This window comes from Tractidigestivibacter montrealensis (assembly GCF_024741235.1).
GTDB lineage: Bacteria > Actinomycetota > Coriobacteriia > Coriobacteriales > Atopobiaceae > Tractidigestivibacter > Tractidigestivibacter montrealensis.
In genome coordinates this window covers 242,867-262,509 of the sequence record NZ_JANSKA010000002.1, presented here as the reverse complement: position 1 = coordinate 262,509, position 19,643 = coordinate 242,867, and the positions used below count along the sequence as shown (strand labels likewise).

The window sequence follows — 19,643 nt, the reverse complement described above, 5'->3', positions numbered from 1 at the left end:
TTCGCGCGGGCCGAGAAGGCCCGCACACACGAGCCTATGGTACCCGTTACTCGGCCTTCTCGCAGGCCTTGGCGATACGTTCGCAGAGCTGTCCGCGAGCGGCGCGGGCGCAGGCAAGGGTGCCGCTGGCCACGGCCTCGGCGCTGGTGCTGCCATGGCCCTTGACCACGGGAGCGCGCAGGCCGAGAAGGACGGCGCCGCCCATCTCGTCGCCAGAGAGCTCGCCCGCGACGGTCTTGAGCGCCGGCTTGAGCATGAGGGCGCCCAGGCCCGCGCGCTTGGACTCGCCTGCCGCGGCCTTGACGCGAGACACGATGAACTTTGCCGTGCCCTCGATGGTCTTCAGCGCAACGTTGCCCGTGAACCCGTCTGCCACGATCACGTCGTAGGTGCCAGCAAGAAGATCCGTGCCCTCGGCGTTGCCCACAAAGCCGCAGTTCCCCTCTGCGAGCGCCTTGTGGTAGGACAGTGCGAGCTCAGAGCCCTTGGTATCCTCGGAGCCATTGCAGAGAAGCGCAACGCGGGGCTCCTCGACGCCAAGGACCACCTGTGCATAGGCGCGACCCATGTGCGCAAACTGCACGATGGCGTCGGGATGGACGTCTGCGTTGGCACCGCAGTCGAGAAGGACCGTCTTCTTCCCCGAGATGCCGGGGGCGGCAAGCGTGAGCGCCGGACGGCGGATGCCCTTGATGCGCCCGATGCCAAAGGTCGCAGCCGTGAGCACTGCGCCGGTTGAGCCGGCCGAGAAGAGGCCGTCCGCCTGGCCCGCGCGCACCGCGGAGGCGGCGCGCACGATGCTCGCGTCCTTCTTCTTGCGCACGGCGGAGGCGGGGTGCTCGTCCATGGCGATGACCTCGGTGGTCACGAGGGCCTCCGCGCGCTCGTGGTCGCGGGCGAAGGGCTCGACCACAGAGGCGTCGCCCGCCACGAGGACCTTGAGCTCGGGGTCGAGCTCGAGGGCCTTGGCAACGCCTTCGAGCAGCACGGGAGGCTCGCGGTCGGAGCCCATGACGTCAACGCAGATGGTGGTCATCTATCCTCCAAGGTCGCTGTGAGGCGCTCGCGCGCAAGATTAAAAAAGGAGGCCGACCCCAGAAGGGACCGACCTCCCAGGCCATGTTGCAGGCATGGGGCTACTCGGTGACAACGACCTCGCGGTCCTTGTAGTAGCCGCAGTTGGGGCACACGTGGTGCGGGAGCTTGGGGGCTCCGCAACGCGGGCACACGGAACGGGCCGGAGTGGCGACCTTGCTGTTGGCCGAACGACGGGTGTGCGTGGCTCCACGGCCCTTTTTCTGCTTAGGAACTGCCATCTTGAACCTCTCTTGCTCTTACACCGCGCCCCTCGTAGAGACGCGGGGCAACTTGACCAAAAATCATGCGTAGATGACTATACCACGCAATTGGGCATATGCGCCAGATGCGGCAATATCTTCACTCCGCATCCGGTTTGTCGTTTTTGGGTTGCTCGCCGGGGACGGGCGCATCGCCCTTCTCGTCCCCCTTGTGGTCTAGGTCCAGCGAGGCGAGAACCGCGAACGGGCTTGCCTTCAGGCGGTCCTCCTCGATCTGGGCTGCGTGGCCACAGTCCTCCTCGTTGAGGTTGGCGCCGCAGACGGGACAGAGACCCTTGCAGTCCGGACGGCAGAGCACCACGAAGGGCGTCTCCATGACAAGCGACGAGAGGAGCGCGCCCGAGAGGTCGATGGTGTTGTCGGCCGAGACGAGCGAGAAGTCGAGCTCGTCGTCATCGTCGTCACCCGTGTCCTCGGGCTCCTCGAAGAGGTAGTACTCGTCGACCTCGCCGCTCACGTCGAACTCCGCGGTGCTGAGGCAGCGGTCGCAGGTGCCCACCACGTGTGTGGTGAGGATGCCTGTGGCGAGGATGCCCTCGCCCGCGTTGGTGAGCATGAGGTCGTAGTCGATGCCCGAGGGCAGAGAGAACTCGCGCTCGCCAAGGGTGTAGGACGTCTCGTCGAGGTGGCCCTTAAGGGGCAGGGTGTCACCTGCCTCGCCAAGGCGCGCGTCAAGAGCAAGAATCACAGGCTGCATGGCGCTTACCAGGGAACGTTGTTCGAGGTGTTGCGCGGACCGGAGTTCTCGTCGAGCGTCTGGCGGACGCGGGAGACAGAATTGGTGAGCGACTTGAGGTTCTCCTCGAGGTGCGCGAGCACGGTGTCTGCGTACTCCTCGGCGTTGTAGCGGGTGTCGCGCTCGTACTGGGCAGCCTGGTCCTTGATGCTATCGGCCTGCTGCTGGGCGAGACGGACGACCTCCTGGTCTCCCGCAAGGATCATGGCCTGCTGCTGGGCGTCGGCGATGATGCTATCGGCCTGCTGCTGGGCACGGTCGAGCGTCTCCTGCTCCTCCTTGAGGATGCGGCGGGCGTCCTGGAACTCCTGCGGGAAGACCCTGCGGATCTCGTCGAGAATCTCGTACACGTCCTGCGCGTCGACTATCTTCTTCTGGCCGCCGCCGGTGAGCGGGGACTTCGCCTCGTTCACTAGCTGCTCGAGCTCGTCGACCAGGCTCTCTATTTCCTCACCCGGCTGCATCCAGGTCTCCTTTCGAGTACGGGCCACTGCTCGGGCGTTCCCGTGCGCTGCCCGAGGGGCATATCATATCGATGGTAGCAGAAAAGCAACGCAAGTCCCCAAACGAGCCAAAGCTCACGCATAGTGCGCACGGAGCCGCTCGGCCACGCACGGCGGCACGAGGAAGTCAACGTCGCCGCCCATGGCCGCAATCTCGCGCACGATGGAGGAAGATACGTAGCCGTACTTGGGGCTCGACATGACGAAGATGGACTCCAAGTCGGGCGCCATGTAGGTGTTGAGGTCGGCCTGCTGCAGCTCGTACTCGAAGTCCGTCGTGGCGCGCAGTCCCTTGACAACGCCGCCTGCCCCGCGCTCCTTGCAAAACTCAACGAGAAGGCCGCAGAACGGCACCACCTCGATGCCGTCGGTCATGCCCTCGTCGCGCAGGGCGCGCTTTAGCATGTCCACGCGCTCCTCGAGCGTGAACTCGGTGCCCGTGCCGCGCTTGTGGCGCGACTCCGCCACGGCTACCGTCACCTGTGGGAAGAGCTTGCGGGCACGGCGAATCACGTCCATGTGGCCCAGGGTCACCGGGTCGAAGGTACCGGGCACCACCACATGGGTGCAGAGCTCGCTAGTCAACGTCCTGTCCTTTCTCAAGAAGGTCCACGCAGGTGATGCCGTAGCGCTTCGTGCGCACGGGGATGAGCCCCGGCACGCCAAGCCCTGGCGCCTCCGCGGAGCGCTCGTAGACCACGGTCGCTCCCGGGCGCAGCGCGCCATGCGCAGCAAGGTGTTCGAGCATAGCACTCACGACGTCCGCCGAGAGCGCATAGGGCGGGTCGAGAAAGACAACGTCGAAGGGCGCCCCGGCGATGCGGCCGCGCTCGGCAAGCTGGCAGGCATCGCCGCGGAGCACGGCGTAGGCCACCTTCTCGGCGCCAACCTTGGCAAGGTTGCGGCGCACGCGGGTGGCCGCACGCGCATCCTGGTCGATGAAGGTGCAGCGGTCCGCCCCGCGCGAGAGAAGCTCGATGCCCATGGCGCCGGAGCCCGCAAATGCGTCGAGCACCGAGGCGCCGCCCAGGTTAAGCCCGCGCGCCGAGAGAATCATCGACGCCATTGCCTCGCGATTGCGGTCTGTCGTGGGACGCGTGACGCCACGACCCTCCGGTGACTCCAGGGGCACGCCGCCCCACTTGCCGCCAACAACCCTCATGCCCTGTCCAGCTCCTCGAAGTAGGCGCCAAAGCGGTCCCTGGCCTCCAGCGCCATGGGCCGAAAGCCCGGGCTGGCAAGGGAGGGGTCTTTGGCAAAGATCTCCTGTGCATCCTCGTGCGCGGCCACCACAAGGTCCTCGTCTGCCGCAAGGTCGCTCACGTGCAGCGTGATGCCGCCATGTTGGCGATACCCCAGGACCTCGCCCTCGCGGCGCAGCTTGAGGTCGAGCCGCGCCAGCTCGAAGCCATCGGCGGTGTGCTCCAGTGCCGAGAGGCGCTTGCGCGCCGGCGTGCCCTGCTTTGCCGCACACGAGAGCCACACCTCGCCCGGCCAGTCGCCACGGCCCACACGCCCGCGCAGCTGGTGTAGGGTCGCCAGGCCAAAGCGGTCGGCGTCATGCACGAGCATCACCGTGGCGTTGGGCACGTCGACGCCCACCTCGACCACCGTGGTGGAGACAAGCACGTTCACCTTCCCGGCACGAAAGTCCTCCATGACCGCGTCCTTCTCGGCAGCGGACATGCGACCGGTGAGCAGCGCACAGGAAAAGTCCGGGAAGATCCGCTCCGAGAGCTCGGCCAAGGTCGAAGTGGCCGAGCGAACGTGGGCGCTCCGGCTGCGCTGGGACTCTGGGACGTCGTCGAGGTCCGTCCCCAGGCTGTCTCCGGTGTCAGCATCGTCCACCAGGGGACAGATCACGTATGCCTGATGTCCTGACGCCACGGCGCTTCGGATGGAGCCGTAGGCAAGGTCGAGGTTCTCGGGCGTGATGACGCGCGTGGTGACGCCAGCCGTGGCCCTGGGGCGCCTGCGGATGCACGAGAGCGACACGTCGCCGTAGATGGAGAGCGCAAGCGTGCGCGGTATGGGCGTTGCCGTCATGGCGAGAAGGTCCGCCCCCGCTCCCTTTCGGCGCAGCGACGCGCGCTGGTCCACGCCAAAGCGGTGCTGCTCGTCAATGACCACAAACGTGAGACGAGCGAACGCGATGTCATCGGAGAGGAGCGCCGTGGTGCCAAAGGTCACGCAGAGGTCGCCTGCGGCCGTGTGCCTGGCCGTCTCCGCGCGCTCGGCGGCGGGCGTCGCCCCCGTGACAAGTGCCCAGGTGATGCCCGCCGCGTCGAGCACGGGCCCGAGCTTCTCGGCATACTGGCGCGCAAGAACGGAGGTGGGGGCCATGACGGCGGCCTGCGTTCCCGAGTCTGCCACGGCAGCGAGCGCCACGGCGGCAACGGCCGTCTTGCCCGTGCCAACATCGCCCAGAAGCAGGCGATTCATGATGCGGGGTGCCGCCATGTCGGCAAGAATCTGGTCTGCGGCGCAGCGCTGCTCGTCCGTGAGCGAGAAGGGCAACGCGGCGAGAAGGGCGTCTGTGTGGGGACCAAACGTCTTGTGCGTTGTGGCGCGGACGTCTCCCAGCTCAAGGGCCTGGCGGCTGAGAAGGGCCACCTGAAGGCAGAGGAGCTCGTCGTAGGCGAGGCGCTTTCTAGCTTGCTCGGCGGTGGCAAGGGTCTGCGGGAAGTGGACCTCGCGAATGGCACGCGCAAGCGTCATGAGCCCGTGTCGCGCGGCAAGCGGGGCGGGCAGCCAGTCCGTAACGTCCCCCACGTCGGCAAGGGCGCACGAGACAATGCGGCGCATCCAGGAGGTGGTGATGCCCTCCCCCACAGGATGCACGGGCAGAACACGCCTGTAGGCCGAGGCGCTGGCGTCAGAATCGAGAACCTCGTGAAAGGGCGCCCGCATCCGCTTGAAGCCGTAGGCAAACTCGACCTTGCCCGAGAGCGCCACCTTGTCGCCGCGCTTGACCTGCTCGGCCAGCCAGGGCTGCCCGAAGAAGCTCGCCGAGAGCACGCCGGTCTGATCGAACACGAAGAGCTCGACCACCGTGAGACGAGGCCGCGGCCGCTTGAGCTCCACCTTGTCGACGGTGCCCACCACCGTGACCTCGGAACCCACGTCCGCATGGCTAATGGGCACCACATGCGAGTAGTCCACGTAGCGGTGCGGGATGTGCAGGAAGAGGTCGCGTACGCGGTGAATTCCCAGGCGCTCCAGCGCGTCAAGCCGGGAAGACGCGCCTCGCGACGAGACGTAGCGAAGACGAGAGACGCTGTCCGTGAGGGCGAGCGTCCTGTCAATGCGTCCCGCAGCGGCCCCGATGCTCGGGGCAGTACCCGCGGGCGCCTGCTGCGGGACACCCATAGGACGCTACTCGATGGAGAAGACGATGGGATAGAGGGGCTGCTCACCGCGGTGGGAGTCTAGCTCGAGCGAGGGCTCGGCTGCCGAGATGGCGTCGAGGATCTCCTGGAAGGAGGCATCGTCAAGATCCTTGCCGGCGAGGATGGTGAGGGTGTCGCCCTCCTCTGCCTCCTGCATGCGGCGGATGAGCTCAACGGTGACGTCCTTCACCGATGAACCCACCACGGTAATGGCACCATCCTCGATGCCCATAACGTCACCGGCGTGGATGGGCGAGCCGTCTGCGGCCTGGGAGTCGCGCACGGCGCGCGTGACCTCGCCGCCGCGCACCTCTGAGACGGCATCGGTCATGGCCTCGACGTTGTCCTCGAGGGTACCCTCGGGGTCTGCCACGAACATTGCCGAGAAGGCCTGCGGGACGGTCTTGGTGGGAACCACGGCAACGTGGGCGTCCTCGCAGGCGGAAGCAGCAGCCTCGGCGGCCATGCGGATGTTGCCGTTGTCGGGAAGTACGATCACGTTCTCTGCGTTGGTCTTCTCGACCGCAGCGAGGATGTCTGCCGTGGAGGGGTTCATGGTCTGCCCGCCGGAGACAACCACGTCGACGCCGAGCGAAGTGAGGATCGATGCCTCGCCGGAGCCCGCGGCAACCGCGACAAAGCCAAGGGGCTTCTTGGGGGCCTTCTCCTCTGCTGCCTTGTCGGCAGCGATTTTTGCCGTGCGCTCGTGGGCCTCGAGGTCCATGTTGTGGATGAAGACCTCGAAAATCTGGCCACGCTTGAGCATGTAGGCAAGGACCTTGTCGGGCGTGTTGGAGTGCACGTGCACCTTGAAGTCTGGGTACTCGCCCACGAGCAGCTCGCAATCACCCATCGTGGCGAGAAACGCGAGCGCGGCGTCGCGGTCGAAGGACTCGTCGTTGGCATGGAAGAGGAACTCGTTGCAGTAGCGGTACTGCGAGCCCTCCCAGTCGTCGTTGAGCTCGATGGCAACCTTGGACGAGACGGCGGCCTTGGCATCAGCGGAGTCCACGGTGGTCTTGAAGTCCGAGACCTCGCCGGCCTTGCCCTCGACCGCGTTCACGAAAGCCTCGAAGAAGGTGGCGAAGCCAAAGGCACCGGAATCGACAACGCCGTTCTCCTTGAGGACGGGCAGGAGCTCGGGTGTGCGGGCAACGGACTCGTAGGCCTCGATGACCAGTGCGTCGAGCATCTCGGTGGCCGTGATGTGGGCCTTCTCGAGCTGGTCGGCACGGGTGGACATGTCACGCAGGACGGTGAGGATGGTTCCCTCGACGGGCTTGCGCACAGCCTTGAAGGCAACCTTCACCGAGCGGCGGAACGCGTGCGCAATGTCGGCGGCCGTGGGGTTGTCCTGATCCTTGGCGTCGCAGAGCCCCTCGGCGAGGCCGCGCAGAATCTGGGAGGTAATGACACCGGAGTTGCCGCGTGCGCCCATGAGCGAGCCATGGGTGATCGCCTTGGCGATGTCCTCGATGGTGGCGTCCTGCGGGAGCGCCTCCACCTCCTTGACGACGGTCCCAAGGGTGAGCGACATGTTGGTACCGGTGTCGCCGTCGGGAACGGGGAAGACGTTGAGCTTGTTGATCTCCTCGGCTCGCTCGGCAACGACGTTCGCCGCCACGGGGAAGCACGTGCGGATGACTGACGCGATCATCTTATTGGACCTCTGTTCTTTCTCTGCGGCGGCCTAGCGATTGGAGCGGAGGCCCTCGATGTGGACAGTGACCTTGACGTCATCGAGCTCGGCGATCTGCTTCAGGATGAACTTGACCGAGCTGGTGAGGTTGTTCACGACGGACGCCATGTTGACGCCCTGCTCGACGATGACGTGGAGGTCGACCGAGAGGTGCCCGTCTGCGGTGACGTCGACGTCGATGCCGCGGCGCAGGCGGTTGGTTGGCAGGAGCTGCGCAACACCAGCCTGCTCGTCGATGGCCGCCATGCCTACGACGCCATAGCACTCAAGCGCGGCGTAGCCAGCCAGGTCTGCGATGCAGTCGTTAGACACCTTGAGCGTTCCCGGAACGACACCGGCCATGGGGTCTCCTCTCAAAGCCCCCGCAGGACGGAGGCATTGTTACTGACATAAGTCCTAGCGATTATAGCGCAGGGCAGCGCACGCACGCGACCCCACCACGCGACAACAGAAAGGGAGGGCCAACGAAGTGGCCCTCCCCTGCTTGCATTTGGACTGGATGGCAGTCCAGTGTACGAGTGCACCTAGTGGGTGGCGTCCTGGTAGAACTCCCAGGCCTCCTTGTCGGTGGCACCCTCGTGAACAATCATGCGGATGGCCTTGGCCATCTCGACGGGGTGCGGGCTCTGGAAGATGTTGCGGCCCATATCCACGCCGTGTGCGCCCTTGCGCATCACGTCGTAGGCAAGCGCGAGCGCGTCAGGCTCGGCGAGCTTCTTGCCGCCAGCGACCACGATGGGCACCGGGCAGCCCGCGACGACCTTCTCGAACTCGTCGCACTGGTAGGTCTTCACGATCTGGACGCCCATCTCGGCGATAATCCTGGTCGCAAGCTCGAAGTAGCGGCTCGTGCGCTCCATGTCCTTGCCCACCGCGGTAACGCCCATGGTGGGGATGTCGTAGGCCATGCCGGCGTTGATGACCTGGTTCACGTTATCGAGGCTCTCGAGCTGGCCGTCGGCGCCGATGAAGACCTGGACTGCCATGCAGTCGGCGTTCATGCGGATGGCGTCGTCGATGTCAACGTTCACGACCTCATGGGAGAGGTCGTCCTGGATCATCGAGGAGCCGGCCGAGACGCGCAGGGCGATGCCCTTGTTTGCAACGCACTCGGGGGGCAGGCAGGTGCGCATCATGCCGCGGGTACCCATCATGCAGTCCATGTAGGGTGCGAGCTCGGGCAGGAGCAGGTCAAGACGCTCCAGGCCGGTGGCGGGCCCCATGAAGTAGCCATGGTCGAAGGCGAACATGACGGTGTTGCCGCTCTTGGGGTCGAAGATGTTCGCGAGGTGCTTCTTCATGCCCCAGCTGAGGTCGTTGGAACCCTTGAGGTAGAAGCCCTTGTCGTTGGCGAACGGCTGGTCCAGGTGGAAGTTCTTCTCGACCTTGTCGACGTTTTCTGCCATGTAGTTCTCCAATCTGTGACGAGCGAATCGATATGCGAGAAGGCCCAGCCATCACCAAGCCGGGGCCGCCAACACGTGGTTGGCGGCCCTTGGGGGAAGGGAGGACCCTATCGGCTTAGAAGTCGTAGTCGTTCATGTTGTCCTTGGTGAAGACGAGGCGCTCGGGCAGCAGGATGACGCCGTTGTTCTCGTCCTTGGTCGTGGCACCCTCGGCGATGCTGTCGTTGGAAAGAACCTCGCACTCGCCCACGTCGGGGATGTCGATCTTGTCGCCGACCTTGACCTTGTTGCCGGCAGCGAGGTATGCGGCGGCGTAGCAGCCCATGGCGCCCTGAAGGCCGCAGTCCCAGAGGCCCCAGTTGTAGATGGTGCCGTTGGAGCAGTACTGCTTGACCGAGTTGGGCGAAGCGAAGCCGGTGATGGTGATGGTGTCCTCGTTGTAGCCCTTGTTCTCGGCTGCCTGGAGCTGGCCGGGCAGTGCCGTGGAGTCGTTGCAGATGATGAGGTCGATGTCAGGATAGGCATCGAGAACTGCCTCGCCGATGGTGATGGCCTTCTCGGCGTCCTGCTCGGAGTAGTAGTTGTCGGGGTGCACGTTCTGCCACTTCGGGTAGGTCTCGGAGATGTACTTCTCGGCCGCGACGTGCCAGGAGTTCTGGTCGGTGACGGTAGCCTGCGAGTAGTGCCAGCAGTAGGTGATTGCGTCGTTGTCCGGGTCCTTGCCGCGCTGCTTGAGGCCGTCGACGCCCATGTCGACGAGCATCTTGCCCAGGATGTCAGGCGTGCCCTGGGAGACCATGAGGCAGCGGTCCTCGGGGTTGGCGTCGGAGTCCCACGTGCACACCACAACGCCGGAGTCGGTAGCCTTCTTGAGGGCGTCAGAGACACCGTTAGCGTCGACCGTGGAGATGCAGAGGGCGTCCACACCAGCCGCGACCTCCTGGTTGATGACGGAGACCTGCGCCGAGACGGAGGCCGTGGAGTCGCCAACGTAGTCGACCGTGAAGCCCCACTTCTGGGCGTGCTCCTGGGCGCCGTTGTTGGCGGACTCGAAGAACGCGTTGCCGGTCACCTTGGGGATGAATGCAACGGTCTTGCCGGCGACGTCGCCGCCGCTGGTCGAGGAGTCGGAACCCGTCGACGAGGAGTCAGAGGAGCCCGAGCCGGACGAGCTGGACCCGCCGCAACCGACGAGGCCGAGGCCGACGGTGGCCACGGAGACACCCATGAGCCTGCAGAAGTTCCTACGAGAGAGCTGTGACATTCTAACCTCCACCTTCCCATGCCTTGGGACTTTTGTCCCCCTTGTTTCACGCCCTTCGTGCGTACCGCGCTACGCCTTCTGAGCGTCCTTCCTGAAGAAAAGTGACTTGACCGTCGTACCCACGCTCTGGTGGCTGGCAACCGAGCGGCCAACGATGATGGCCACGAGCAGGATGCCGACGGGGATGTCCAGGTACTGCGTGCCGATCTTGAAGCACAGGGGCAGGCCAAACCTGAGCAGCGCGATGACGAGCGAGGAGAGCGCCGTGCCAAAGACCGAGCCCTTGCCGCCCGTGGAGAGGGTGCCGCCCAGGACGACTGCCGTGACGATGTCCATCGTGAGGTCGCTGCCGAGGTCAGACTTGGCCGTGCCGAGGTAGGACGTGAGGATGATGCCGGCGATTGCCGCGGCGATGCCGCTCAGGATGTAGGTCGACATGATCACGCGACGGGAGTTGATGCCCGAGAACTCGGCTGCGCTGGGGTTGACACCACAGAGGAAGATCTTGCGGCCGTACTTGGTCTTGTGAAGCAGGATGAACGCGATGACGAGCAGGACGATGTAAATCACGATCTGGAGCGGGATGACGCCGCCTATCTTGTACTGGCCTATGACCTTGAACTCGTCCGGGAAGTTGCCGATGCCCTGGTAGCTCGCCGTGCTGGAGAGCGTCGAGACGAGAAGAGCGATGCCCGAGTAGAGGAAGCTTCCGCCTAGGGTGACGACCATCGCCTGGACGCCGCAGTAGGCGATGAAGAAGCCGGAGAGCGCGCCGCAGGCTGCCGCAACGACAATGGCGAGCAGGCACGACTGCAGAATCGAGAAGCCAAAGTCCTGCCAGGTGACGCCAATGATGATCGACGTGAGACCGACGAGCGATGCCACCTGGATGTCGATGCCGCCGGTGATCATGACGAAGGTCACAAAGAGCGAGATAATCATGACTGACATGGAGTCGTCGATGCTGGTGAGAAGCAGCTGCGGCTTTAGGAACTTGGGGTTGGCCGCACCAAAGATGACAAACTCGAGAACGAAGAGTGCCACGAGCATGAGGTTCCAGCTTGCCTGGCCACTCTTGAGGAAGGTCAGTCCCTTCTTCTTGGGTGCTGCCTCCTTGCTGGCAGCGGGCGTCTTGCTGTTTGCCGCCATCGCTACTCGACTCCCTTCTCGGTCGCGCCGGCGACTGCCTGGTCAGGAGAGACCCGGGCGAGCAGGCGCGCGTGGTAGTTCTTGACAACGCTTCTGTGCTGGATGAGTGCGTCCACGACGACGATCACGATGAGGATGATGCCGGTGATGGCGTTGTCGTAGTTGGACGAGAAGCCCATGAAGACGAGCAGATAGCTGATCGAGGCCATGATCACGGCGCCAACCGCGGCACCTATCACGGAGCCGACGCCGCCCACCAGGCTGATGCCGCCGAGCACGCAGGCCGCGATGGCCTTCATCTCGTAGCCGTCGCCGGAGTCCGCGGTGACAAAGCCAATGCGGCTCGTGAAGATGATGCCGGCAACGGCGGAGAGCACGCCGCAGATGACGTAGGCGATGACCTTCACGCGCGTGGCGGGGATGCCCACGAGCTGGGCGCCGTTCGCGTTGTCGCCCACGGCGATAAAGTAGCGCCCGTGACGGGTCTTGGTCGTGAGGATCCATATCACGATGGTCAACACGACGGCGGCACAGTAGTACACCGTCAGGTCACCAACAGCCGTGACTGCCGAGAAGTCCTTGAAGTCCTTGGGGAGGTTCTCAACCCAGGCACCGTTGGTGTAGAGGTACATGAGTCCACGCAGGATGCCGCAGACGCCCAGCGTGTAGATGAGCGACGGCGCGTGCATGATGGCGACGCCCCACCCGTTGATGAGGCCGATGGCCGCACCAATGAGGATGCCCACCAGGATAGCGGTAGGAACCGGGGCGCCATCGCGCAGCATCGAGCCCACAACGGTGGCGACGATGCCCAGGTTGGCGCCAACGGAGACGTCAATCTCGCCGATGAAGAGGGTAAATGCCATGCCCACGGCGACGAGCGTGTAGACGACCGACGTGTTAAAGCACGCGGAGACGTTCGAGGAGTTGAGGAACGACGGGTTTATCAGCCCTACTACCAGGAAGAGGGCGATGAGGAAAAGGACGCTGCTCAACTCCCTCGCATGCAACAGCTTCTTCAGCGCTTTCACCGTGACACACACCTTCCGTCAGCGATACTTATCGTAAAGTCCGCAGTGCTATGAGGCGACCTTCACGCCCGCCTTCTCGTGGTAGACACCGAAGGATGCCGCCATGAGGTTGTCCTGGGTGATCTCGCCCTTCTTGAACTCGTGGTTGATGCGGCCCTGGAACATGGTCACCGCGCGGTCGGCCAGCTCCACGACCTCCTCCATGTCGCTCGAGATAAGAAGGATCGAGACGCCCGTCTTCCTCAGCTCCTGGAGCACCGCATAGACGTCGCCGCGGGCCGCGGCATCGATGCCACGCGTGGGCTCGTCGAGGATGACGAGGCGCGGCTCGGACGCGAAGGCGCGGGCGATGATGATCTTCTGCTGGTTGCCGCCGGACAGGCTTCCGACCTCCTGGTCGAGTCCCGTGACCTTGGTGTGGAAGTTGTCCACGTAGGACTGGGAAATCTTGTCCTCCTCGGCCCTGTTGAGGAAGAAGGAGCCCAGTCGCTTGCCATTGAGGATTGCCGCCGTGGTGTTCTCGGCAACGTCGCGGATGCGGAAGATGCCGTTGGCAAAGCGGTCCTCGGAGACGTAGTTGATGCCCTCCTCAATGACCTGCCGCGTGCTCTCGCCCGTGATGTCCTTGCCGTCGAGAAGCACCTTGCCGCCCAGGACCTTGTCGCGCCCAAAGATGGTGGTCGCCATCTCGGTGCGGCCGGCGCCCACGACGCCTGCAAGGCCGACCATCTCGCCCGGGTAGATCTTGAGGTTCACGTGCGAGAAGCCATAGCCGGTGAAGTCCTGGAGCTCGAGCACGGGCTGCGCGTTGTAGTCGATCTCGGACACGGGACGCGGCGCGGACTTTGCCTCGCGCTTCTTGGTGTCGGGCGGCAGGAGGCCGCGGATGAGGTCGTCACGCGTGAACTCGGAGACCTTGCCCTGCATGGCGATGATGCCGTCGCACATGACCGAGACGCGGTCTGCGATATCGAAGACCTCCGTGAGCCTGTGCGTGATGTAAATGATGCCGATGCCCTTTGCCTTGAGGCTCTCGATGACCTTGAAGAGGCTCTTGACCTCGTCGAACGCGAGGGCGGACGTGGGCTCGTCGAGGATGAGGACCTTCGAGCGGCGCATGATGCCGCGAAGGATCTCGACCATGCCCTGCTCGGCGATGGAGAGCGTCGAGGCCTTGCGCTCGAGGTCGAAGTGCCAGCCGATCTCAGTCATCACCTGCTCGAGCCTGTGGTCGAGCTCGCTGGGTTTCTCGGCGAATCCGATCTCCACGTTCTCGCGGACGGTCATGTTGGGGAAGAGCATAGGCTCCTGGGGCACCATGTAGGTGCTGTTGGAGAGCGCCTCGCGGGTGCTGTTGTGCTCGATCTTGCGCCCCTCGATGTAGATGTCGCCGCAGTCCTGCGTGTAGATGCCCATGATGATCTTCATGAGCGTCGACTTGCCGGCGCCGTTGCCACCCACCAGGGCGATTGCCTCCCCGGGCATGAGGTCCAGGCTCACGCCCTTGAGGACGGAGTTCGAGCCAAACGCCTTGCAGATGTTGCGCACGGACAGCAGCGCGTCCTTGATCTCGTAGGAGGAAACGCCCTCGTTCGTATCCGCCATTACTGTCCCCCGTTCATGGAAAAGGTGCTGTCGAGAGAAACGGTTTGATGCATGGACTTTTGTTTGCCCTGTGAGCACTCTACCGGTTTTTGTCTAAACAGATGTGCGCACATGGACGGATGGACCCAAATTGACGATGTACGGTCGCATTACGGCCGCAAATGGTAGCGTGCCTCCGTTCGCAGACACGCTTACCGGTGTTGATATAACCAGAGAATAGCGGCTTTTACCTTTTGTTTTACCACCCTCTTTAAATGCGTCTCCAGCGTTTCCCCCCTCTGGGGTCCAACCGTTTGCCGACGCTCTAACGCGCTTGCAGGCAATAACGCAGACACATTCGCGTAACCGTGAGACAGTGTTCTCTGAACTAGGTATTTGTCCAACATGTGTTACAATTGTCCACGCATTGGGAATTTGTTCTCGGAAAGGCCTTCCATGGACGACTCGACCAACATATATATGGTGAAGGCGGCGTGGTACTACTACATCGTTGGCTACACGCAGAACGACATCGCCTCGATGCTGGGGCTCTCGAGGGCCAAGGTGGTGCGCCTTCTCGACGAGGCACGCGAGCAGGGTGTGGTGCAGTTTACCTTCCGGGCGAGCGATACCTCGCGCATGGGTCTCGAACAGGAATTCATCAACCGCTTTGGCCTCGATGACATCTTTATTGTTCCTACGTCGCTCGACAGGGCCACAACCGAGGACTCGATCGCGCGTGCCACATCCATGTACATCACCTCGCACCTCTCGGACGGTGCCTACCTCAACATGGGCTACGGCGCCATGATGAACAGGGTGCTTGGTTACCTCTCGCGTGGGACGTGCAACAACCTGAGCGTCATCAGCCTCACCGGCGGCGTGAACTTCTACTTGCAGGACATTCCGCCCAGCGTCATGTCCATCAGGCTCAACCTTCTCCCCTGCCCCATACTGCTCTCCTCCAAGGAGCTAAGAGACGCCATGGTCCAGGAGCCAAGCATCACGAGCATCGCCAAGATGGTGGGCCTTGCCTCGATGAGCGTGGTGGGCATTGGCGGCATCTCGGACAACGCGACCATCCAGAAGAACGGCATGCTCACCAAGAGCGACTTCGAGCTTCTGCGCATGCGCGGATCGGTGGGCGACATCCTCTGCCACTTCATCGACATCGACGGAAACCCCATTGCCACCGACATCGAGTCGAGGATCGTCTCTACAAGTCTCTCGGCGCTCGAGCACATGAGCAACGTGGTGGCTGCCGCCGGAGGCGACGAGAAGATTCGCGCCATACGAGCGGTTCTCAAGCACGGCTACATCAACACCCTCATCACCGACGAGAGAACGGCACAGAAGGTCATCGAGGAGGACGACAGGCTCAAGGAGATGGTCCCATGAAGTACCTGATGGCAATTGACGCAGGAACGGGCAGCGTGCGAGCCGTGGTGTTTGACACCAACGGCACGCAGGTGGGTGTGGCGCAGAAGGAGTGGACGCACCGCGAGGACCCGCGCTGGCCAGGGAGCATGGACTTTGACTGGAGGCACAACTGGGACCTCGCCCGCGGATGCGTGCGCGAGGTTCTTGCGTCGACGGGCGTTGACCCCGCTGACGTGGCTGCGGTCTCGACCACCTGCATGCGCGAGGGCATCCTCCTCTACGACGCAGACGGTAACGAAATCTGGGCGTGCGCCAACGTCGACGCGCGTAGCAACGACGAGGTCGCGCAGCTCATCGAGAAGGACCCCGGCCTCGAGCGTGAGCTCTACCTCGAGAGCGGCCAGACCTACGCACTGGGAGCGCTTCCCAGGCTGCTCTGGGTCAAGAACAAGATGCCCGAGGTCTACGAGCGTGCGGCCACGCTGGGCATGTTCAACGACTGGCTCATCTACCACTTCACGGGCGTGCTCGCCGTGGAGCCCTCAAACGGCTCGACCACCGGCATCATGAGCCTTGAGAAGCGCGACTGGGACCCCTCGATCTCCGAGCGCTGCGGCCTTCGCTCGGACCTCTTTAAGCCCGTGCTCGAGTGCGGCTCTCTGGCTGGCCATGTGAGCGCCCAGGGCGCGAGCGACACCGGACTTGCTGAGGGGACGCCCGTCGTGGTGGGCGGCGGCGACTGCCAGCTGGGCATGATTGGCGTCGACGCATGTCTGCCGGGACAGGCTGGCGTCTTTGGAGGCAGCTTCTGGCAGTACGAATTCAACACCGCGAGCCCCAAGACCGACGACCACTGCCGCGTGCGCGTGAACTGCCACGCCGTTCCGGGCGTGTGGCAGTACGAGGCCCTCGCCTTCAAACCTGGCCTGGTCATGCGCTGGTTCCGTGACGCGTTCTGCCAGGAGGAGAAGCGCATTGCCGCCGAGAGTGGCACGAGCGCCTACGACCTCATGGACGAGCGCGCCGCCGAGGTGCCTGTGGGCGCGGGCGGCATGGTGTGCTGCTTCAGCGACATCATGAACTTCATCCACTGGACGCACGCTGCGCCCACCTTCACCAACTTCGAGCTCGACCCCGACAAGTACAACAAGTACACCTTCTACCGCGCGATCCTCGAGAACACAGCCCTTCTCGTCAAGGGCCACATCGAGCTGGTGCGCGAGTTCACGGGCAAAGAGCCCGACGAGCTGGTCTTTGCCGGTGGCGCCTCCTACAGCGACCTCTGGGCGCAGATCGTGAGCGACGTTACCAACAAGCCCGTGCGCGTGCCTGTGGTGAAGGAGGCAACCGCCCTGGGCGCCGCCATTATCGCCGGCTACGGCGTTGGCATCTACCCCAGCATTGCCGAGGGCGCACACCAGGTGGTGAAGATCGAGAAGACCTTCTCGCCAGACGCAGCAAACCACGCCATGTACGAGAAGCTCTACGAGACGTGGCGCAAGGTCTACGCCGCCCAGCTTGGCCTGAGCGAGCAGGGCATCACAAAGAGCATGTGGAGCGCGCCCGGCATCAAGTAGATCCGTGTCCTCAGGGCCGTCGCACCCGCGCAGCGGCGGCCCCGGCGGCAGACCCATGCAGGCGCACGACAACGCACAACAGGAAGGATTGACATGTTTGTGACAAACGAGGACAAGTTCGAGTACCGCTTTGGCGACTCTGGTCCCAAGTACCTCATGAAGGGTCCGCGGGCAAACTTTGCACTGGTAGCCTTCCAGCCGGGACAGGACTTTGACGCCCATCACCACAACGTGATGGAAGAGAACTTCTACATCCTCGAGGGCAAGATCGACATCGTGGTTGACGGCAAGGTCAACGTGCTCGAGCCCGGCGACTTCATTCACATCGAGCCGGGAGAGGTCCACTACGTGAACAACCCCTATGACAAGCCCGTGAAGATGGTCTCGGTACTGGCGCCCCACACCGACCCCGACAAGTTCATCGATCCCAAGCCCGTATACTAGGGAAACATGGTTTGGTCGGCGGAACGAGCCGGGTCGCACAGGCTAGGACGCATTATCGGGGGCTCAGAACCAAGACCAATACCAAGAAGTTGTGTGTATCGCTTGCGAGAAGCCGCCCAAGTGGTATATTTGCAAGGCTTGTTGATTAACGGGCGCGCGAGCGCCGCACTTTGGAGGTCAAGGTCATGTCGAAGGTTTGTGATATCTGCGGCAAGCACGCCGTTGCCGGTCGTTCCATCAGCCACTCCCACCGCACGGTTGCTCGCACGTTTAAGCCCAACATTCAGCGCGTCTCCGTTGTTGTCGACGGCCAGCGCAAGAAGCTCAACGTCTGCACCAGGTGCCTCAAGAAGGGCAACCTCGTCCGCGGCTAAGCTTTAGGACATTGCATGCAGGGAGGGTCGCACCACTTGGTGCGGCCCTCTTTTTTGTGACGGCGGGGGGTGCGGAGCGGTGCGGGGTTTGCCGCGGATTCTCGCCGGTTAGGAATTTTCCGAACGGTTGGAGCCCCCTAAAGGGCGAAATCGCGCGGCATTGCGGGCATGCCGAGGATTCCGAACAGTTAAGGCGGTCTAACCGGCGAGAAGGCGCGGCATTCGAATTGCGCCGCAACGCCACAGCCAAGACAGCGTCCTACCGCAGCAGGAACGCCGCAACCGCACCGGAGCTCACGGACACAACGGCGTCCTCGCTCTCCACCACGTTCGAGATGCCCAAGTCGTTGAGAAGACCGAGGGGCTTCTCGTCAAGACACCACTTCATGCCGGACTCGCTTACCACCGTTCCCGGCGCCACGGCCACGGCCGAGAAGATGCGCCCATGCGCGTCCGTGCCCAGCCGCCACTCTCGCGCGCCCGCCGCCGACACCACGCGCATCTCGAACGAGTCCTCGACCAGCGCCGGACACGCGTTTGCAGCTCCGACGAGAAGTCCCACCACGCCCAGGGCATGGTCCGGCCGACCGCCAGATGCACAGGTCACCGTAAGGCGCAGCGGACGCCGCTGCCGCGCGGCCTCGTGGCGCGCGCAGTCAATGGCAAGCGAGAGGTCCGTCGCATACTTCTCGGACGGAAACGAGATCGAGCGGCCTGCTTCGCTGCTTGCCCAGGCACCATCCGCAGCCGAGACGGAATCGTGGTCGCCGCAATATGCGTCTGGCACCACGCCGGCAGCCCGGCACGTCTCGGCACCCTTGTCGGCTGCAACGACGTAGTCCGCCCTGTCGGCTAGCCGCGCGACAAGCGCCGGCGAGCTGGGCGCCGGCGACCCATCAACCACAAGCGCGCGTAGGGGCTCCGCATCAGACGGCGCGTCCTGCGCCGCCGGTACCGCCGCATAGTCCTCGATAAGCGACAGCGAGAGCTCCGCGAAGCCATGCACGTATATGTCGCACCAGGGCTGCACGTCCCTCTCGTCCCGACCGTCATGGTCGTTCATGAGGCCAACCACGTTGAACCCCACGCGCTTGGAGGTGCGCACGCCAAAGGGGGCATCCTCGAAGACCCAGGTCTCACCCACCGGCGTGCCAAGGCGACGGGCCGCCTCGAGGTAGACGTCGGGGAACACCTTGTCGCGACCGCCCACCTGCTCGGTTGTCACGATGTCCTTGAAGAAGTGCGAGAGGTCGTGCGCCTCGAGCGCCACACGCACCTCGCGCAGCGGCGTGGAGGTCGCAATGACCATGGGGATGCCCGCCTCCGACAGCTCCTCGAGGAACTCACGAGCACCAGGCATGATCGGGATGTCAGTCGCGTAGTGGTGGCGAACGATGGCGCAGACCTCCTCGTAGAGATCGCTGACGGGGGTCTCGATGCCAAGCTCGTCATGCATGATCTGACACCCGTCTCGCAGGGTCACGCTCTCGATTCGATCGAAGAACGTCTGGTCAACGCCCCCGCAGCCGTGGGCGTGTGCCAGCTCGATCATCACATGGCTCCACATGCGCATGGAGTCGACGAGCGTCCCGTCACAGTCGAAGATCGCACCCTTGAAAGCCATCGTTTCCTCTCCCCTGCGGTACAGGCCATGCCATGGCGAGCAGATTCAGTGTTGTCCCCAGGCTTGCCGCCCGCGAGCTGGCAGCAATCCCTCCGGTTGGGTAAAGTATCCCATGGCTCGCTCGC

General features: G+C 63.8%; 19 protein-coding genes. 4 read left to right on the top strand and 15 right to left on the bottom strand.

Going from position 1 to position 19,643, the window contains the following annotated elements; translation table 11 throughout:
• Positions 1–46 precede the first annotated feature (46 nt).
• The 14 genes from plsX to NVS32_RS04230 form a co-directional block, all read right to left on the bottom strand.
• Positions 47–1,036 (bottom strand): phosphate acyltransferase PlsX, encoded by a 990-nt coding sequence (gene plsX / locus NVS32_RS04295; protein ID WP_258498837.1) that lies wholly within the window; start codon positions 1,034–1,036, stop codon positions 47–49.
• Positions 1,037–1,136: 100 nt separating this feature from the next.
• Positions 1,137–1,316: a 50S ribosomal protein L32 gene (gene rpmF / locus NVS32_RS04290; protein WP_032111637.1), complete on the bottom strand. Its 180-nt coding sequence runs from the start codon at positions 1,314–1,316 to the stop codon at positions 1,137–1,139.
• A gap of 121 nt (positions 1,317–1,437) precedes the next feature.
• Complete coding sequence (locus tag NVS32_RS04285; protein WP_258498835.1) at positions 1,438–2,055, bottom strand: YceD family protein; 618 nt, start codon at positions 2,053–2,055, stop codon at positions 1,438–1,440.
• A 5-nt stretch (positions 2,056–2,060) separates the two neighbouring features.
• Positions 2,061–2,558, bottom strand: a complete 498-nt coding sequence (locus tag NVS32_RS04280) for an ATP synthase subunit B family protein (RefSeq protein ID WP_032111636.1) — start codon at positions 2,556–2,558, stop codon at positions 2,061–2,063.
• 114 nt (positions 2,559–2,672) lie between these two features.
• A complete protein-coding gene (gene coaD / locus NVS32_RS04275) occupies positions 2,673–3,182 on the bottom strand; it encodes a pantetheine-phosphate adenylyltransferase (RefSeq protein WP_258498833.1) in 510 nt (169 codons plus the stop codon).
• Complete coding sequence (gene rsmD / locus NVS32_RS04270) at positions 3,175–3,759, bottom strand: 16S rRNA (guanine(966)-N(2))-methyltransferase RsmD (protein ID WP_032111634.1); 585 nt, start codon at positions 3,757–3,759, stop codon at positions 3,175–3,177. The genes coaD and rsmD overlap by 8 nt, the downstream gene beginning before the upstream one ends.
• Positions 3,756–5,966: an ATP-dependent DNA helicase RecG gene (locus tag NVS32_RS04265; protein WP_258498831.1), complete on the bottom strand. Its 2,211-nt coding sequence runs from the start codon at positions 5,964–5,966 to the stop codon at positions 3,756–3,758. Before NVS32_RS04265 ends, rsmD begins: the two co-directional genes overlap by 4 nt.
• A gap of 6 nt (positions 5,967–5,972) precedes the next feature.
• The gene (locus NVS32_RS04260) at positions 5,973–7,643 is read right to left on the bottom strand and encodes a DAK2 domain-containing protein (RefSeq protein WP_258498829.1); all 1,671 of its coding nucleotides are present in this window, start codon (positions 7,641–7,643) and stop codon (positions 5,973–5,975) included.
• Positions 7,644–7,676: 33 nt separating this feature from the next.
• Entirely contained in the window at positions 7,677–8,027 is a 351-nt protein-coding gene (locus NVS32_RS04255) for an Asp23/Gls24 family envelope stress response protein (protein WP_032111631.1), read from the bottom strand.
• A gap of 182 nt (positions 8,028–8,209) precedes the next feature.
• Complete coding sequence (gene lsrF, locus NVS32_RS04250) at positions 8,210–9,091, bottom strand: 3-hydroxy-5-phosphonooxypentane-2,4-dione thiolase (RefSeq protein WP_032111630.1); 882 nt, start codon at positions 9,089–9,091, stop codon at positions 8,210–8,212.
• 115 nt (positions 9,092–9,206) lie between these two features.
• The gene (locus NVS32_RS04245; protein ID WP_081920172.1) at positions 9,207–10,355 is read right to left on the bottom strand and encodes a substrate-binding domain-containing protein; all 1,149 of its coding nucleotides are present in this window, start codon (positions 10,353–10,355) and stop codon (positions 9,207–9,209) included.
• Between the two features lie 69 nt (positions 10,356–10,424).
• Positions 10,425–11,504 (bottom strand): ABC transporter permease, encoded by a 1,080-nt coding sequence (locus tag NVS32_RS04240; RefSeq protein WP_081920171.1) that lies wholly within the window; start codon positions 11,502–11,504, stop codon positions 10,425–10,427.
• A 2-nt stretch (positions 11,505–11,506) separates the two neighbouring features.
• Positions 11,507–12,499: an ABC transporter permease gene (locus NVS32_RS04235; RefSeq protein ID WP_233519083.1), complete on the bottom strand. Its 993-nt coding sequence runs from the start codon at positions 12,497–12,499 to the stop codon at positions 11,507–11,509.
• A gap of 84 nt (positions 12,500–12,583) precedes the next feature.
• Positions 12,584–14,140 (bottom strand): sugar ABC transporter ATP-binding protein, encoded by a 1,557-nt coding sequence (locus NVS32_RS04230; RefSeq protein ID WP_042089315.1) that lies wholly within the window; start codon positions 14,138–14,140, stop codon positions 12,584–12,586.
• A 435-nt stretch (positions 14,141–14,575) separates the two neighbouring features.
• Between NVS32_RS04230 and NVS32_RS04225 the strand changes: the two genes are divergently transcribed.
• The 4 genes from NVS32_RS04225 to rpmB all read left to right on the top strand — a co-directional run bounded on the left by NVS32_RS04225 (position 14,576) and on the right by rpmB (position 17,894).
• A complete protein-coding gene (locus tag NVS32_RS04225; protein ID WP_258498828.1) occupies positions 14,576–15,517 on the top strand; it encodes a sugar-binding transcriptional regulator in 942 nt (313 codons plus the stop codon).
• The gene (gene lsrK, locus NVS32_RS04220) at positions 15,514–17,076 is read left to right on the top strand and encodes an autoinducer-2 kinase (protein WP_258498827.1); all 1,563 of its coding nucleotides are present in this window, start codon (positions 15,514–15,516) and stop codon (positions 17,074–17,076) included. Before NVS32_RS04225 ends, lsrK begins: the two co-directional genes overlap by 4 nt.
• A 93-nt stretch (positions 17,077–17,169) precedes the next feature.
• Positions 17,170–17,520, top strand: coding sequence for a cupin domain-containing protein (locus NVS32_RS04215; RefSeq protein WP_032111627.1), 351 nt, complete (start codon positions 17,170–17,172; stop codon positions 17,518–17,520).
• A 185-nt stretch (positions 17,521–17,705) separates the two neighbouring features.
• On the top strand, positions 17,706–17,894 hold the full coding sequence (gene rpmB / locus NVS32_RS04210) for a 50S ribosomal protein L28 (RefSeq protein WP_032111626.1): 189 nt from the start codon (positions 17,706–17,708) through the stop codon (positions 17,892–17,894).
• Between the two features lie 259 nt (positions 17,895–18,153).
• On the opposite strand, the gene NVS32_RS04205 is transcribed toward rpmB, so the two are convergent.
• Positions 18,154–19,518, bottom strand: a complete 1,365-nt coding sequence (locus NVS32_RS04205; protein WP_258498826.1) for a thiamine diphosphokinase — start codon at positions 19,516–19,518, stop codon at positions 18,154–18,156.
• Between the last annotated feature and the right edge of the window lie 125 nt (positions 19,519–19,643).

What these genes read in the sequence shown, in the direction of transcription:
- rpmF (WP_032111637.1), bottom strand. Translation starts at nt 1,316, where the DNA reads ATGGCAGTTCCTAAGCAGAAAAAGGGCCGTGGAGCCACGCACACCCGT.
- NVS32_RS04215 (WP_032111627.1), top strand. Translation starts at nt 17,170, where the DNA reads ATGTTTGTGACAAACGAGGACAAGTTCGAGTACCGCTTTGGCGACTCT.
- lsrF (WP_032111630.1), bottom strand. Translation starts at nt 9,091, where the DNA reads ATGGCAGAAAACGTCGACAAGGTCGAGAAGAACTTCCACCTGGACCAG.
- NVS32_RS04260 (WP_258498829.1), bottom strand. Translation starts at nt 7,643, where the DNA reads ATGATCGCGTCAGTCATCCGCACGTGCTTCCCCGTGGCGGCGAACGTC.
- NVS32_RS04265 (WP_258498831.1), bottom strand. Translation starts at nt 5,966, where the DNA reads ATGGGTGTCCCGCAGCAGGCGCCCGCGGGTACTGCCCCGAGCATCGGG.
- NVS32_RS04225 (WP_258498828.1), top strand. Translation starts at nt 14,576, where the DNA reads ATGGACGACTCGACCAACATATATATGGTGAAGGCGGCGTGGTACTAC.
- rpmB (WP_032111626.1), top strand. Translation starts at nt 17,706, where the DNA reads ATGTCGAAGGTTTGTGATATCTGCGGCAAGCACGCCGTTGCCGGTCGT.
- NVS32_RS04205 (WP_258498826.1), bottom strand. Translation starts at nt 19,518, where the DNA reads ATGGCTTTCAAGGGTGCGATCTTCGACTGTGACGGGACGCTCGTCGAC.
- NVS32_RS04285 (WP_258498835.1), bottom strand. Translation starts at nt 2,055, where the DNA reads ATGCAGCCTGTGATTCTTGCTCTTGACGCGCGCCTTGGCGAGGCAGGT.
- NVS32_RS04245 (WP_081920172.1), bottom strand. Translation starts at nt 10,355, where the DNA reads ATGTCACAGCTCTCTCGTAGGAACTTCTGCAGGCTCATGGGTGTCTCC.
- rsmD (WP_032111634.1), bottom strand. Translation starts at nt 3,759, where the DNA reads ATGAGGGTTGTTGGCGGCAAGTGGGGCGGCGTGCCCCTGGAGTCACCG.
- NVS32_RS04230 (WP_042089315.1), bottom strand. Translation starts at nt 14,140, where the DNA reads ATGGCGGATACGAACGAGGGCGTTTCCTCCTACGAGATCAAGGACGCG.
- lsrK (WP_258498827.1), top strand. Translation starts at nt 15,514, where the DNA reads ATGAAGTACCTGATGGCAATTGACGCAGGAACGGGCAGCGTGCGAGCC.
- NVS32_RS04240 (WP_081920171.1), bottom strand. Translation starts at nt 11,504, where the DNA reads ATGGCGGCAAACAGCAAGACGCCCGCTGCCAGCAAGGAGGCAGCACCC.
- NVS32_RS04280 (WP_032111636.1), bottom strand. Translation starts at nt 2,558, where the DNA reads ATGCAGCCGGGTGAGGAAATAGAGAGCCTGGTCGACGAGCTCGAGCAG.
- plsX (WP_258498837.1), bottom strand. Translation starts at nt 1,036, where the DNA reads ATGACCACCATCTGCGTTGACGTCATGGGCTCCGACCGCGAGCCTCCC.
- NVS32_RS04255 (WP_032111631.1), bottom strand. Translation starts at nt 8,027, where the DNA reads ATGGCCGGTGTCGTTCCGGGAACGCTCAAGGTGTCTAACGACTGCATC.